This is a genomic window from Dysosmobacter segnis (genome assembly GCF_014297285.1).
Classification (GTDB): domain Bacteria; phylum Bacillota; class Clostridia; order Oscillospirales; family Oscillospiraceae; genus Oscillibacter; species Oscillibacter segnis.
On record NZ_JACOQI010000022.1, the window covers coordinates 1 to 13191 of the forward strand.

A 13191-nucleotide genomic window follows, 5' to 3' on the forward strand; every position below is an offset into this window, starting at 1 on the left:
TAGTTGGTGCTGATTAGGATGAGGGTCCACCCGTTCCCATTCCGAACACGGTAGTTAAGCTCATTTCTGTCCACAATACTTGGCTGGCAACGGCCTGGGAAGATAGATAGCGCCAACACTAAGCGACGGTCTTTTGACCGTCGCTTTTTTGTTGTGTGGATTTCGTGGAGCGCTGTGAGCTTTGTCAAAATACGGTTTAGCACATAGTTGTATATTTTTGTCTTAAGTTGTCATCTGCGTTTTGCAGAAATTGCCTGTCTGCAACGTGACGGATCATTTGCAGCGCTGAAGGACTTTAATGATCAGTGCATTGAAAATCAGGCAGCGGAAATTTAACTTTGGACAGATACCAGAAAATATGGGAACTGCAAATTTGCCTCTGTGAATACGCCGCCCTCCGACGGACACTTTGACCGCACAGGTCAGACAGCTTGACCGCTGAAATCATACACTCTCGCCGCCGGTCAGACACCCTCTGTATAATGGAATTGCATCGAAAGATGTAATCTAACAACAGGAGGAAAACACGATGACCAACTACAAAGAGATCATCAGACTTCATAGTCTGGGTCTCAACAAAACGCGCATCGCCGAGAGCTGTGGCTGCGCCCGGAGCACCGTCATCACGGCATTGCACAAGGCTGAAGAAAACGGCCTCTCGTGGAATGCGGTGAAGAACCTTAGCTCTGAGAAAGTGACCCGTAAGCTGTGCCCTGCCACATCTATGGGGCAGCGGTACAGTATGCCGGACTACGAGTGGGTCCACAAGGAAATGCAGAAGAGCGGCGTCACGCTCAGCCTGCTGTGGGTGGAGTATTGCGAACGGTGCCGCCAAAACGGTGAGCTCCCCTACAAGTCCACGCAGTTCAACAAGTACTACGCCGACTATGTTCACAAAACGAAAGCGACCATGCATCTGGAGCACAAGCCCAGTGAGAACCTCCAGGTGGACTGGGCCGGTCAGACCGCTGGGATTACGGACACGGACACCGGCGAGCGCCTGCCCGCCTATCTCTTTGTAGCAGTGCTTCCGTACAGCGGCTACGCCTATACGGAAGCGTTCCTCAACATGAAGCAGGAAGCATGGATCACAGCTCATGTTCATGCCTACAACTATTTCGGTGGAGTCACCCGAATCCTGACCCCGGACAATCTCAAGACCGGCGTCATCAAGAATACCCGCACGGAGACCGTCCTGAACAAAGCCTACCAGGAAATGGCGGAGCATTACGGCACCGCAATTATCCCCACCCGTCCACGGACACCGAAGGACAAAGCGTTCGTGGAGGGCTCCGTTGGCGTTGTCTCCACCTGGATCCTTGCTGCGTTGCGGAACCGTCAGTTTCTCTCCTTGGATGAACTGAATCGTGCAATCTGGGAAAAGCTGGCTGATTTCAATCACAAGCCGTTTCAGAAGAAAGATGGCAGCAGAGCCTCTGACTTTGAGGAAGAAAAGCTGTTCCTTCTGCCGCTACCGCCAAATCCGTTTGAGCTGGCAGAAAGGAAAACGGCCACGGTGCAATATAACTACCACATTTCAGTGGATCGCATGAACTATTCGGTCCCATACGAATACATCAAACAGAAAGTGGATGTACGACTCACCGGCTCCGCTGTAGAAATCTATTTCTGCGGTACCAGAGTGGCCTCCCACCTTTGGCTGTATGGCCGCCCCAATCAGTACAGTACGCTTGAGGAGCATATGTCTCCGGAGCACACCGCTTACCTCCAATGGAACAGTGAACGGTTCCTTCGCTGGGTGTCCTCTATTGGCGAAAATACTGCCGCTGTTGTGCGAGTATTCCTTACTGCTCACAAGGTAGAGTAGCAGGGTTACAAATCCTGCATGGCCCTCCTAAAGCTGTCTGACCACTATTCTGTGGTCCGCTTGGAGGACGCCTGTCGAAAAGCTCTACCTTCACCCCTTCTCCTAGCTTGAAAAGTGTACAGGCTATTCTGAAGTCTGAGCAGGATCTGCTTCAGACGGAAGATGTGGATCCAGAACCTGTGCCTCAGAAGGCCCACAGGTTTACCCGTGGTGCTGAGTACTACAGAAGGGGGAAGAAATAATGTTCAGTAACGAAACGATTCGTAAGCTCAGAGAGATCCACATGGGCGTCATGGCAGAGCAGCTTTCTGCCCAGCTGGAAGACCCGCAGTTCCGGAATGTGCCCTTCGAGGATCGACTCGCCATGCTGGTGGATGCCGAATGGAGTGCGCGGAAAAGCAACCGGCTCACTGGCCTGATCAAGAAGGCCGGCTATGCAGATACACAGGCCAGCGTGGAGAATATCGAGTATATTGCCGAACGGCATCTGGACCGGGAGCAGATCCTCCGCTTGGCATCCTGTTCGTACATTCAGGAGGCACGAAATGTGATCATCCTGGGCGCTACCGGTGCTGGAAAGACATTCCTGGCCTGTTCCCTGGGTGTGGCGGCCAACCGGAACTTCTGCGCCGCTCGGTATCTCCGGCTGCCGGATCTTCTGGTAGAGATCGCTGTAGTCCGGAGGGATGGGACCTATCGGGAATATATGAAGCAGCTGAAAAAGGTGAAGCTGCTCATTCTGGACGAGTGGCTGCTGTACCCGCTGAAGGAGGCAGAAGCCCGGGATGTACTGGAGCTGGTGGAAGCTCGGAACAAGGTGGCGTCCACCATCTTCTGCTCCCAGTACGACACCAGTGAGTGGCATGAAAATCTGTATGATCCAACTCTGGCGGACGCGATCTGCGACCGGATCATCTACAACGCGTACACGGTTCAGATCGAGGGTGAGTCAACGCGCAAGCGCATGGGTATGACAGAGTAATTTCCCCGGCGGCCGGGTGCACCATGTGCCCGGCCGCTGTGCACCATTTGGGCGGTGTCCGTGGACCGACGTGGTGGTGCATGCACCACGGCCTCGGTGTAGGACCAGCGGAAAGGGTGTCCGTTTTCAGCGGTCAGGGTGTCGGACGGCTAACGGTCAGGGTGTAGTTTTCGGTCGGCATATTCACCTCTGGCCCGAAAACTGGGGGGAATACCTCCGGCAAGTGAATTTCATCGAGAAATTTGCTTGTTTTTGCTCACTTGCAAAAGTAAATGCAAGTTTGTAAGAAGTAAATGCAACAGCAAAGTTCAAAAACTTCGATTCACTCTTACAAATATGGGGAAATTCTCTTTTCAATGGCGTAGAATGTGTTAAAATCAATAGCATAAGGCAAGAAATCGGGAAAAAGGCAAAAAACTCCCAGAGGTCCGATTGCCGCTTACTTTTTTGTAAAGGTAAATCGCACCCCTGAAAGTTCTCTGTTTGACATCTGAAATGCTGAGGGTTACTTCTTCAGCAGCTTCGGAGACAGAACAATGTCGTTTGCCTCGATTTCGCGGATATTGAGCTTCGGCAAAATATCATCCCCGTAGATGAAGTTGAACAGTTGGTATGCAGACCGACTGTTCAGCTTTCCTCTTTTATACGAGTTGATATGAGAAAGCATCAGGTCAATATCCTCCTGCTGAAGGTCATCAAAAGATTTGCCTTTCGGCAAAACACGCCGAACCAGTTCGTGGGCTACTTCGATGCCGCCTTTTTGATAAGGGGCACTGGGATTGCAATAGAAAACAAGACTGCGAAGCTCATCGTTTTCATCCTGTTCGATGGGGACCGGATTGCTGAACTCACTGCCACGGTCAGTCAAAATGACAGGAAAGAGTCTACAATAGGTTTCCCGTCCAAACATGGCATAGAGGTCGTTGAATACATCCAAAACAGAACGGGCGGTATTGTGGTCACGCAGGAAAGCAAGAAGCAGATTGGTGTTCCGGGAAAACATAGTCAAAAGGACTTTCCCGCTCTTGTTTCCAATGACAGAGTCCATCTGAACGACAGGAACATCCGGGTTATCCGCAATGAAGCGCATAAAATCTTCGTAAGTGCGGCCTTCATAGCAGTGTCTGTCGATTTTCAGCTTTGGAGTGCTCCGCCTCGGACGCATCCTGATGATGCGTGGACAGTCCATCTTATCAGCGTCAAAAAGGCCAGCGTTTAAATAGTTATAGACAGTCTTTTCGCTGACCATCAATTCATCCGCATTGCTCATAAAGACATAACAACTATCAAATCGAGCAGAAAATTGCGGAGAAAGACCGTTTGGCGGCGATGCGCTCTCGCCATGAGACTGGAAAAACTGAGACGGAAATCGAAGAAGAATTTGAACAGAAAAAGCAGGACTTGCAAGCCAATTTACAGGACCAGCTTTCCAATACCGTAAAGACTTTCATTGAAACATCTACGCAGGATGTTGTTGAGACGGTTGAGAAGAAAATCAAGGAACGGGAAAAGACGGGTATAGAAGATTCCGTCAGGGACCACCTGAGGGGCTTCTCCCGCACGATACCGTCATTCCTGATGGCCTATGGCAATGATACCGTTACGCTGGCAACCTTCGATGCCGTTATCCCGAATCCTGAGTTCCTTGAGGTGACAAGCATTACCCTCGACCAGTTCCGTTTCCTTCGTGACGGCGGTAAGTACAAGGACGCTGAGACAGGGGAAGAAAAGGAGTTTGCGGGCAATCTCTTTGACCCGGTCGTATTCGATGACTCTGTGAAGGAATTCCTTCGGCTCAAGAAAAAGTTGGCGGATTATTTCGATGAAAAGAGTATCGAGGACATCTTCGATTATATCCCGCCGCAGAAGACCAACCAAATCTTCACCCCGAAGACAATGGTCAAGAAGATGGTGGATATGCTTGAAACTGAGAACCCCGGCTGTTTCGATGACCCGGACAAGACTTTTATCGACCTCTATATGAAATCCGGCCTATACATCACAGAAATCGTCAAGCGCCTGTATCAGAGTGAGCGAATGAAGGAACAGTTCCCTGACCCGAAAGAACGCCTTCGCCATATTTTTGAGAAACAGGTCTATGGATTGGCTCCAACAGAAATCATCTATCATATTGCGTTATCCTATATCCTCGGCTTTAATGAGGGTATGGAGGACATCAAGCATAATTTCCGGCAGCTTGATGCCCTGCCCTACACAAAGGAAGGGACGCTCCAAGAAAAATTGGACGAGCTGTTCGGATAAAAACGAGAACTCCAGAATCAAATTTAGATTCTGGAGTTCTTATTTTTCAGTGTGTGATGAAACCTACACCTGCGTTTGTACGAGTAAATGCAACACTGAGATTTGTAAGACTAAATGCAATGGTGGGGTTGCATTTACTTTTGCAAACGAATTTTGCTTGTTTTTCTTAGGAAAAACCGTTGACAAATTGACTGTGCACAGATATAATAATAGAGCCGCTTTGAATGGGTTATAAGTATTTCTTCGGAAATCGCCCCCGACAGCGAGCCCGTAAATGAAGGAGTTGAAAAGAATGAACGCAATTATCGTGACTGGCGGCAAGCAGTACAAGGTGTCCGAGGGTGATGTGATCTACATCGAGAAGCTGGACAACGAGGCTGGCGATACCGTAAAGTTCGAGCAGGTCCTGGCTATCATCGATGGTGAGAAGGCTACGTTCGGCGCTCCCGTTGTGGAGGGTGCTTCCGTGGAGGCCAAGATCGTGAAGAACGGCAAGGGCAAGAAGATCCGCATCTTCAAGTACAATCCCAAGAAGGGTTACCGGAAACGTCAGGGCCATCGTCAGCCTTACACCAAGGTTGAGATCGGCAAGATCTCTGTCTGAGCATGACGACGATCACCTTCCGCAGTCAGGGCAGCCGGATCACAGGCTTTGACGTACAGGGTCACAGCGGTTACGCTGAGGCCGGTGCGGACATTGTCTGCGCGGCGATCACCAGCGCCGTTCGTCTCGTGGAGACCACGGTGAACGATGTGCTGGGTCTGGCGGCATCCGTGAAGGTGCGGGAAAGTGACGCATCGATCTCCCTCCGTCTGCCGGGAAGCCTCGGCCAGACAGCGGAGAGCACCTGTCAGGCACTTTTGACGGGCATGATGGTTTACTTTGCTCAGCTCCACGACGAGTATCCCAAACATATCGAAGTTCTGGAGGATGAATAATTCTCCCTGAAATCTACAGAAAGGATGGTCCTTTATTATGATGATGATCGGTTTGCAGTTCTTCGCCCACAAGAAGGGCGGCGGCTCCACCAAGAACGGTCGTGACTCCAACTCCAAGCGTCTGGGCGCCAAGCGCGCGGACGGCCAGTTCGTCAAGGCCGGCAACATTCTGGTGCGTCAGCGCGGCACCAAGATCCATCCCGGCACCAACGTGGGCATCGGCACTGACGATACCCTGTTCGCCAAGGTGGACGGCACCCTGCGCTTTGAGCGTCTGGGCAAGGATCGGAAGCAGGCTTCCGTCTACGCCGCTGAATAATCCGCATTTTAAAAGCTCCGGTCGAAAGACCGGAGCTTTTGCCATTTCCAACAACATATACCTACTCAAACAATAGGATTTATAAGGATCATCTCTTGAAATACCGATTATGACTGTGCTACAATAACACGGAAAAACGATTGTGAGGGAAACGATGTTTACCGGATTTACCGATGCCACTGTGGACTTCCTGTGGGGCATCCGCTTCAATAACGAGCGCCCCTGGTTTGAAGCCCACAAGGAGACTTATTTAAGCGAGCTTTACCGCCCCATGAAGGACTTGGGAGCGGAGATCTATGAATTTCTGTCCGAACAGCGGCAGAATGACCCCATGGTGTGCCGTATCTCCCGGATCTACCGGGACGCCCGGCGGCTCCACGGCCGGGGGCCTTACAAGGACCACCTGTGGTTCTGCGTGGAACGCCCCGCCGAGGACTGGACCACCCGGCCTACCTTCTGGTTTGAGTTGGGGCCGGATTACTGGGGCTACGGCATGGGCTGTTGGATGGCCCGGCCCATGGACATGGCCAAGCTGCGCTCGCGGATCATCAGGGACCCGAAGCCCATGGAAAAGCTGACGAAGGCGCTGCGTGGCCAGACGGAATTTACTCTGGGCGGCGATACCTACAAGCGTCCCAAGGCAGGCGCGCCGTCGGAGCTGCTGGCACCGTGGTTCCAGATGAAAACCATCAGCATCACCCACGAGGAGAAACTGACGGAGGAGCTGTTCAGCCGGGATGTGGTGGACCGGATCAAAACCGGCTACACATTTCTGCTGCCCTATTATGACTATTTTCTGACACTGCCCTCCGACCCGGAGCCGGAGACACTGAAATAAGTAAAACAAAGGAGCGATCCCTATGAAAGCCTGTCCTGCAAGAGAAGAAGCCCTGGCTCTGCTGAAAAAGTACAACAGCGAGCCGTTCCACATTCAGCACGCACTGACGGTAGAGGGCGTCATGCGCTGGTGTGCCAACGAGCTTGGCTATGGCGCAGATGCCGATTTCTGGGCCACCGTGGGCCTCCTCCACGATGTGGACTTTGAAAAGTGGCCGGAGCAGCACTGCGTCAAGGCCCCGGAGCTTTTACGGGAGATCGGCTGTTCTGAGGACCTGGTCCACGCGGTCTGCTCCCACGGCTACGGCATCTGCTGCGATGTGGAGCCTGTGGAGAAAATGGAAAAGGTCCTCTTTGCCACCGACGAACTGACGGGCCTCATTGGGGCCGCGGCCCGGATGCGGCCCAGCAAGTCCGTGCAGGATATGGAGGTCAGCTCCCTGAAGAAAAAGTACAAGGACAAAAAGTTTGCCGCCGGTTGCTCCCGGGATGTCATCAATACCGGTGCGGAGCGGCTGGGCTGGCCTATTGAGGAGCTGATGGAAAAGACCATTTTGGCCATGCGCTCCTGCGAGGATGCCGTAAATGAGGCTGTGTCGGCCCTGTAAAAAAGTTTCTATATGATCGAACCCCCACCCCCGGCGGACCGTCCGTCAAGGGTGGGGTTTTGTCAGATGAAAAGCGGATCAGCGGAACACGTTGAAATAGAGATACGCGCCGGTGACGATGACCAGCCAGAGGCAGGTGAACAGGGGCACGACGATCCGGAAGGAGCGGTGCTGGGTCTTATGGCGAAAGACCTCCATGCCCAGCCATGCGCCAACGCCGCCGCCTACGATAGCCAGCAGCAAAAGATTTCTCTCCGGCAGGCGGGGGACCTTCTCGTGGCGGGCCTTCAGCTTAGCCAGAAGCTTGTCCAAGCCATAGGCCAGAAACGCCGCAGCATTGATGATCAGGAGCCACAGCCAGAGGAACCCCCATTTGGTGCCGAGAAGCGTAAAAATAAAACCGTTTTTCGCCGTGGGCTCCACCACGGTCTTGGCAAGACGCGTCATCATTGTTCATTACCTGCTTTTCTATGATTTGGGAGGCTTACTCCCTGCTTTGCGCTTGCAGTCGAAAAAAGGACTGGCCGGGAATTTCCCGGCCAGTCCATTTTAGCAGAGTTTTCAGTTCTTGGCAAGTGCCACCAGCTCGCAGGCGGTCTTGGCAGCCAGTCGGGCGTTGTTGTACACCAGCTGGATGTTGGAAGCCAGAGAATCGCCGCCGGTGATATCCTTGATCTTGGCCAGCAGGAAGGGAGTGGTCTCCTTGCCGTGGATGCCCAGCCGGTTGGCTTCGGCCACAGCCTCGTCGATGGCCTTGTTGATGACCTCGTGATCCATGGAGTATTCCTCGGGGATGGGGTTGGTCACCAGCATGCCGCCGCCCAGGCCCATGTCCTGCTTCACATAGAAGGCCTTGGCCAGCTCAGCGGGAGTGTCGATGCGGTAGTCCACCTTGAAGCCGGACTTCCGGGTGTAGAAAGCAGGCAGTTCCTCGGTGCCGTAGCCGATGACGGGCACGCCGTGGGTCTCCAGATATTCCAGCGTCAGGCCCAGATCCAGAATGGACTTGGCACCGGCGCAGACCACCATGACGGGGGTGTGGGCCAGCTCCTCCAGATCGGCGGAGATGTCGAAGGTCTGCTGAGCGCCCCGGTGGACGCCGCCGATGCCGCCGGTGGCGAACACCTGAATACCGGCCATGTGAGCGATGATCATGGTGGTGGTCACGGTGGTGGCGCCGTCCCGGCCCTCGGCCACCAGAATGGGCAGGTCCCGGCGGCTGGCCTTGGTGACGGCCGCGCCGGTCTTGCCCAGATAGTCGATCTCGGATTCGGACAGACCGGCCTTCAGGCGGCCGCCGATGACGGCGATGGTGGCGGGTACTGCGCCGTTTTCGCGGATGATCTTCTCCACGTTCAGGGCAGTCTCCACGTTCTGGGGATAGGGCATACCGTGAGAGATGATGGTGGATTCCAGAGCCACCACGGGACGGCCCTCCTCCAGGGCCTTCTGCACTTCGGGAGCGATGTCCAGATATTTGTTCAGCGTCATGTTGAATTCCTCCATAAGATTGAAATTTGAATGTTGTTTTATTTGGAAAAAGCGGCACGCTGCCGCAGGGCGTCCTCGCTCATGGCGGGATTGATGGTCTCAGCGGACTCCATGGCGATGACGGAGGCGGCCAGCCCCGCCTTCGCCGTGTCCGTCAGGTCCGTGCCCTGTAAATAGGCCCATGTGATCGCCGCCATGAAGGCGTCGCCGCAGCCGGTGGTGTTCACCATAGCTCCCGGCAGAGGGGGAAGCTGCACCTGCTGCCCGGACCGGTCGGCGGCAAACACGCCGTCAGAACCCAGAGAGATAAAGACCCGGTGAAGGCCGGTGTCCAGCAGCGTCTCCGCCGCTTTTTGGAGGCTGGCATCGTCAGTGATCTTCACGCCGGAGAGCAGCTCTGCTTCGATACGGTTGGGCTTCAGAGTGTGAAGCTTGCCCAGCACCGGCTTCAGCTTCACCGCCTTGGCGGTGGACACCGGGTCGGCAAACAGGGGGGCGGCACAGTGATCCGCCAGCCACTCAATGCTCTCGGCGGGGATGTTGGTGTCCAGCACCACCGCCTGACTGGCGTTCAGCAGCGTCTGCCGCTGGGCCAGCATCTGCGGGGTCAGGTGCTTGTAGATTTCCATATCGCTGACGGCCAGGGCCATGTCGCCCTTTTCGTCGGTGATGAAGAGGTAGGTGGAGGTGCGGCCCTCCGGGATCACCGGGGACTGGGAGATGTCGATGCCCAGCTCCCCGCAGCTTGCGGCGATCTTCTGAGCATTGATATCGTCACCGAATACCGTCAGCAGACGGACGTCCATGCCCAACAGGGCCATATTGTGGGCAATGTTCCGGCCCACGCCGCCCAGGCTCATCCGCACCACGCCGGGATTGGAGTCCCGCATGACGGGAACCTCACCGGGCCAGCCGCCGATGTCCATATTCACGCCGCCCACCACGGTGACGTAGGGGGCCGTGTGGATGATGTAGCCCTTGCCGGTGATGTAGCCCTTTTTCATCAGGTTGGAGATGTGCACCGCCACAGAGGACCGGGTGATCCCCGCCTTGTCTGCCAACTCCTGCTGGGAGATCAGGGGGTTCTCTTCAATCCAGTTCAAAAGCTGCCGCTCCCGCTGGGTCATGGTTGCCCCTCCTTTGTAAGCAAAAATTTAGGCTTCTAATCTAATGCTTATTTTACGCGGCGAAAGCAAAATGTCAAGCACAAATTTCAGAAAAATAATTATTTCAGGAAAAATTTGCAAAACCGGGAACAAAATCACCGTTTGTGCCGACAAAGAAGTAGAAATGAAAAAGGAGGCGGTTTTCATGAAGCGACTGTTTGCGGCGATCCTGTGCCTGTGCCTGCTGGCGGGGTGCGGGCGGACAGACAGCACCGGCGACACCTGCCGGACAGCGGAGGCCCCCGGAGAAAGTATGGTATCCGATACGATGGGAGGCTCCGGCGAAAAAGCGGTGTCTGCGGGGGAGACATTCCGGATCATCCAGGAGCAGCCGGAGAATCTGTTGCTGGCTAAGACAGATGGTAACTCGGCGGATGTGTATACCCTGTCCCTGCGCGATGCAGAGCTGACACTGGACGGCAACGCCTTTGACCGGAACGAGCCGGGCGCCTACCAGAGCTTTCCTGACGGTACCCTGACCGGCGCGCTGGTGGAGGTCGCCTGCGATCTGGTGCTGGAGACCTATCCCGGCCAGCTGGCGGAGGTCACGGCGGTGAATATCCGCTCTGACGGCTTTGATGACCGCTGCGCCCTGTATCTCCGGGTGCTGAATGACCTGTGGGCCGTGGATGAGGGACTGAACAGCGACATTACCATGCTTTCTGTGGACCTGTCCCAAACCGGCCTGTCCGATAGCGAGCAGGCGGCGGTAGCGTGGGTATTCGGCGGGATGCACGATATTTCCGAGACCATGACCATGAGCTACGAGGAATTGGCGGCGGAGGGGTATCTCTCCGACACGGCCCCGGAGGTCGACGGGATCCCCCACTGGAAGGACGGCTGCTTGTTCACCATTACGGAGCAGAACGGGCAGGACAGCATCCATGTGGAACAGGACAGCAAAAATATTACCGGCGCAGACCCGCTGCCCCGTACAGAAGAGGAAAGCGGTGCTGCTTGCCAACTGCCTCCGGCGGAGGCAGAACAAGGACAGTCTGACTTTTGCCAACCAGTGAAAACGGAGGGCGGCGAACCGGACGCTTTGCAGAACACCGTGACCTTCGATGCCCAGAAGTGGCGCTCTGCGCTGGGGGCCTACTTCTTCACTGACTGCACCGCCAGCCGGGATGCGCAGGGACATTGGGGAGATTATACCGTAGGCGCCGCGGCAATCTCCTGAATAGCGGATGACAGGTGCATGAACAGCCCCGGAGATGATTCCATCTCCGGGGCTGTGTTCACGTACTCGCGGCGCAAATCGTGAACGGCCTGTAAAATCTCTTGAAATCAGGCAGAGGGACTACCATTTTTGAGGAAGATGTGGTATTGTATCCTTGTATTGATATGTGTATTGAAAGGGGGCGGAACCGTGAGAAGAAAGCGGCGGATCATGTCAGGACTGCTGGCACTGTGCATCGCGCTGTCGGTGCTGCCTCTTTCTGCCTGTACCGCGCCGAAGCTAACATTGGACCCGGAGGAACTGTACGCTTTGCCGGAGCTGCCGGAGCGGTATACCGCTCTGAATAAGCAGCTCAGCGCTATCCAGGAAAGCGGCGCGGAATACGCCGCTCCGGTATCCGGCAGCAATATCCAGCCGGTGCAGATGATGGATCTGGACGGCGACGGCCGGGAGGAGGCACTGGCCTTCTTCCGCCAGAGCGATGGGGAAAAGCCCCTGAAGATCCATATATTTACGGCGGATGATGACAACAGCTACCGGCAGGCGGCGGTCATTGAGGGTAGCGGTCTGGCGATTTACAGCGTGGATTACAGCGATATTGACGGCGACGGCCGTATGGAGATCATCGTGGGCTGGCGGGTCAGCATGGATCTGCAGGCGCTGGCTGTCTACTCCCTGGAGCCGGACGGCGCACGGGAGCTGATGCGGACCAATTATGTGAAATACGCCGTGGCGGACCTGAATAAAGACGGCAAACGGGAACTGACGGTGCTACGGGCCAATCAGGACGGCGAGGGCGTTGCGGACTGCTATGTGTCGAAAAACGGCGCGCTGACGCTGCGGTCCAGCGTGCTGGTGTCCATGACCATGGCGGAGCTGAGCCAGCAGGGAAAGGTCACCGTGGGTACGCTGCGGTCCAGCGACCCCGCCCTGTTCATCACCGGCGTTGCGGACGGCGCCCGGGCTATTACGGATGTGCTGGCCCTTCGGGGCGGAGAACTGACAAATCTGGTGCTTTCCGCCATTACCGGCGTTTCCGGAGAGGTGTCCCGGTTCTGTTCCGTGTATCCCATGGACATCAACGGCGACGGCGTTACAGAGGTGCCCCGCACGGTGACGCTGCAGGGCGAGGACGCAGACCACGCCGTTTCTCAGCGGGTGGACTGGATCAGCTATGACGCTTCCGGTACCGCGTCCCGGGTCCTGTCCACCTATCACGATGTTGCCGACGGCTGGTATCTCCAGCTGCCGGAGGGCTGGCCGGAGCGGGTCTGGGTCGGCCGGTCCACATCGCCGGATGAGATCGGCATTACATTCTATACCGACAGCAGCCGGGAGGAATCCTATGTTCCGGTGCTGCGGATCACGGCCCTTAGCGGCTCCGAACGGGAGCGGCTGGCGGTGCGGACGGGACGGTTCATCCTGGGCCGGAATGACGGCGTCATCTATGTGGGCGAGCTGCTGAAGGGCAATCAGGATTGGAAGTACAGCGTTACAGAGGACGAGGTGCGGGCATCCTTCAGCCTGATCGGCACGGAATGGTCCGCAGGGGACAACTGATGGATATGGAGGAGCTTTC

The 13191-nt window shown here is 55.4% G+C and carries 14 protein-coding genes, 1 rRNA gene and 1 pseudogene; 11 read left to right on the plus strand and 5 right to left on the minus strand.

Features of this window, described 5'->3' with window-relative positions; all coding sequences use genetic code 11:
* The first annotated feature begins 2 nt into the window (after positions 1–2).
* The 3 genes from rrf to istB all read left to right on the plus strand — a co-directional run bounded on the left by rrf (position 3) and on the right by istB (position 2810).
* Positions 3–118 (plus strand): 5S ribosomal RNA (gene rrf, locus H8Z83_RS15880).
* Positions 119–529: 411 nt separating this feature from the next.
* A complete protein-coding gene (gene istA, locus H8Z83_RS15885; RefSeq protein ID WP_243185071.1) occupies positions 530–1828 on the plus strand; it encodes an IS21 family transposase in 1299 nt (432 codons plus the stop codon).
* Positions 1829–2069: 241 nt separating this feature from the next.
* Positions 2070–2810, plus strand: a complete 741-nt coding sequence (gene istB, locus H8Z83_RS15890; protein ID WP_187015972.1) for an IS21-like element helper ATPase IstB — start codon at positions 2070–2072, stop codon at positions 2808–2810.
* A 505-nt stretch (positions 2811–3315) separates the two neighbouring features.
* Here istB and H8Z83_RS19710 read toward each other — a convergent pair.
* Both H8Z83_RS19710 and H8Z83_RS20245 read right to left on the minus strand, forming a co-directional pair.
* Positions 3316–3477, minus strand: a complete 162-nt coding sequence (locus tag H8Z83_RS19710; RefSeq protein ID WP_243185074.1) for a hypothetical protein — start codon at positions 3475–3477, stop codon at positions 3316–3318.
* Between the two features lie 36 nt (positions 3478–3513).
* Positions 3514–4080: pseudogene (locus tag H8Z83_RS20245) on the minus strand (transposase); the annotation flags it as partial.
* 50 nt (positions 4081–4130) lie between these two features.
* Here H8Z83_RS20245 and H8Z83_RS15900 point away from each other — a divergent pair.
* From H8Z83_RS15900 to H8Z83_RS15925, 6 genes are all read left to right on the plus strand, one after another.
* Entirely contained in the window at positions 4131–5072 is a 942-nt protein-coding gene (locus H8Z83_RS15900) for a restriction endonuclease (RefSeq protein WP_187015974.1), read from the plus strand.
* A 292-nt stretch (positions 5073–5364) separates the two neighbouring features.
* Positions 5365–5676, plus strand: coding sequence for a 50S ribosomal protein L21 (gene rplU, locus H8Z83_RS15905; RefSeq protein ID WP_187015975.1), 312 nt, complete (start codon positions 5365–5367; stop codon positions 5674–5676).
* 2 nt (positions 5677–5678) lie between these two features.
* The gene (locus H8Z83_RS15910) at positions 5679–6011 is read left to right on the plus strand and encodes a ribosomal-processing cysteine protease Prp (RefSeq protein ID WP_187015976.1); all 333 of its coding nucleotides are present in this window, start codon (positions 5679–5681) and stop codon (positions 6009–6011) included.
* Positions 6012–6048: 37 nt separating this feature from the next.
* Positions 6049–6330 carry a 50S ribosomal protein L27 gene (gene rpmA, locus H8Z83_RS15915; RefSeq protein WP_187015977.1) on the plus strand — a complete coding sequence of 94 codons (282 nt, stop codon included), beginning with the start codon at positions 6049–6051 and terminating at the stop codon, positions 6328–6330.
* A gap of 154 nt (positions 6331–6484) precedes the next feature.
* The gene (locus tag H8Z83_RS15920; protein WP_187015978.1) at positions 6485–7168 is read left to right on the plus strand and encodes a DUF2461 domain-containing protein; all 684 of its coding nucleotides are present in this window, start codon (positions 6485–6487) and stop codon (positions 7166–7168) included.
* A 22-nt stretch (positions 7169–7190) separates the two neighbouring features.
* Positions 7191–7775, plus strand: a complete 585-nt coding sequence (locus H8Z83_RS15925) for a hydrolase (RefSeq protein WP_187015979.1) — start codon at positions 7191–7193, stop codon at positions 7773–7775.
* 78 nt (positions 7776–7853) lie between these two features.
* Here H8Z83_RS15925 and H8Z83_RS15930 read toward each other — a convergent pair whose 3' ends face one another.
* The 3 genes from H8Z83_RS15930 to H8Z83_RS15940 form a co-directional block, all read right to left on the minus strand.
* Positions 7854–8225 (minus strand): DUF1294 domain-containing protein, encoded by a 372-nt coding sequence (locus H8Z83_RS15930; protein WP_243185078.1) that lies wholly within the window; start codon positions 8223–8225, stop codon positions 7854–7856.
* Positions 8226–8336: 111 nt separating this feature from the next.
* Positions 8337–9266 (minus strand): pseudouridine-5'-phosphate glycosidase, encoded by a 930-nt coding sequence (locus H8Z83_RS15935; protein WP_301332344.1) that lies wholly within the window; start codon positions 9264–9266, stop codon positions 8337–8339.
* A gap of 38 nt (positions 9267–9304) precedes the next feature.
* Positions 9305–10393, minus strand: a complete 1089-nt coding sequence (locus H8Z83_RS15940) for a PfkB family carbohydrate kinase (RefSeq protein ID WP_187015981.1) — start codon at positions 10391–10393, stop codon at positions 9305–9307.
* Between the two features lie 184 nt (positions 10394–10577).
* Between H8Z83_RS15940 and H8Z83_RS15945 the strand changes: the two genes are divergently transcribed.
* Positions 10578–11612: a hypothetical protein gene (locus tag H8Z83_RS15945; RefSeq protein ID WP_187015982.1), complete on the plus strand. Its 1035-nt coding sequence runs from the start codon at positions 10578–10580 to the stop codon at positions 11610–11612.
* 189 nt (positions 11613–11801) lie between these two features.
* The gene (locus H8Z83_RS15950) at positions 11802–13172 is read left to right on the plus strand and encodes an FG-GAP repeat domain-containing protein (RefSeq protein WP_337787275.1); all 1371 of its coding nucleotides are present in this window, start codon (positions 11802–11804) and stop codon (positions 13170–13172) included.
* The last annotated feature ends 19 nt before the right edge of the window (positions 13173–13191 follow it).

What these genes read in the sequence shown, in the direction of transcription:
- H8Z83_RS19710 (WP_243185074.1), bottom strand. Translation starts at nt 3,477, where the DNA reads ATGCTTTCTCATATCAACTCGTATAAAAGAGGAAAGCTGAACAGTCGG.
- H8Z83_RS15910 (WP_187015976.1), top strand. Translation starts at nt 5,679, where the DNA reads ATGACGACGATCACCTTCCGCAGTCAGGGCAGCCGGATCACAGGCTTT.
- istB (WP_187015972.1), top strand. Translation starts at nt 2,070, where the DNA reads ATGTTCAGTAACGAAACGATTCGTAAGCTCAGAGAGATCCACATGGGC.
- H8Z83_RS15920 (WP_187015978.1), top strand. Translation starts at nt 6,485, where the DNA reads ATGTTTACCGGATTTACCGATGCCACTGTGGACTTCCTGTGGGGCATC.
- H8Z83_RS15925 (WP_187015979.1), top strand. Translation starts at nt 7,191, where the DNA reads ATGAAAGCCTGTCCTGCAAGAGAAGAAGCCCTGGCTCTGCTGAAAAAG.
- rpmA (WP_187015977.1), top strand. Translation starts at nt 6,049, where the DNA reads ATGATGATGATCGGTTTGCAGTTCTTCGCCCACAAGAAGGGCGGCGGC.
- H8Z83_RS15930 (WP_243185078.1), bottom strand. Translation starts at nt 8,225, where the DNA reads ATGATGACGCGTCTTGCCAAGACCGTGGTGGAGCCCACGGCGAAAAAC.
- H8Z83_RS15935 (WP_301332344.1), bottom strand. Translation starts at nt 9,266, where the DNA reads ATGACGCTGAACAAATATCTGGACATCGCTCCCGAAGTGCAGAAGGCC.
- H8Z83_RS15945 (WP_187015982.1), top strand. Translation starts at nt 10,578, where the DNA reads ATGAAGCGACTGTTTGCGGCGATCCTGTGCCTGTGCCTGCTGGCGGGG.
- rplU (WP_187015975.1), top strand. Translation starts at nt 5,365, where the DNA reads ATGAACGCAATTATCGTGACTGGCGGCAAGCAGTACAAGGTGTCCGAG.
- H8Z83_RS15940 (WP_187015981.1), bottom strand. Translation starts at nt 10,393, where the DNA reads ATGACCCAGCGGGAGCGGCAGCTTTTGAACTGGATTGAAGAGAACCCC.
- istA (WP_243185071.1), top strand. Translation starts at nt 530, where the DNA reads ATGACCAACTACAAAGAGATCATCAGACTTCATAGTCTGGGTCTCAAC.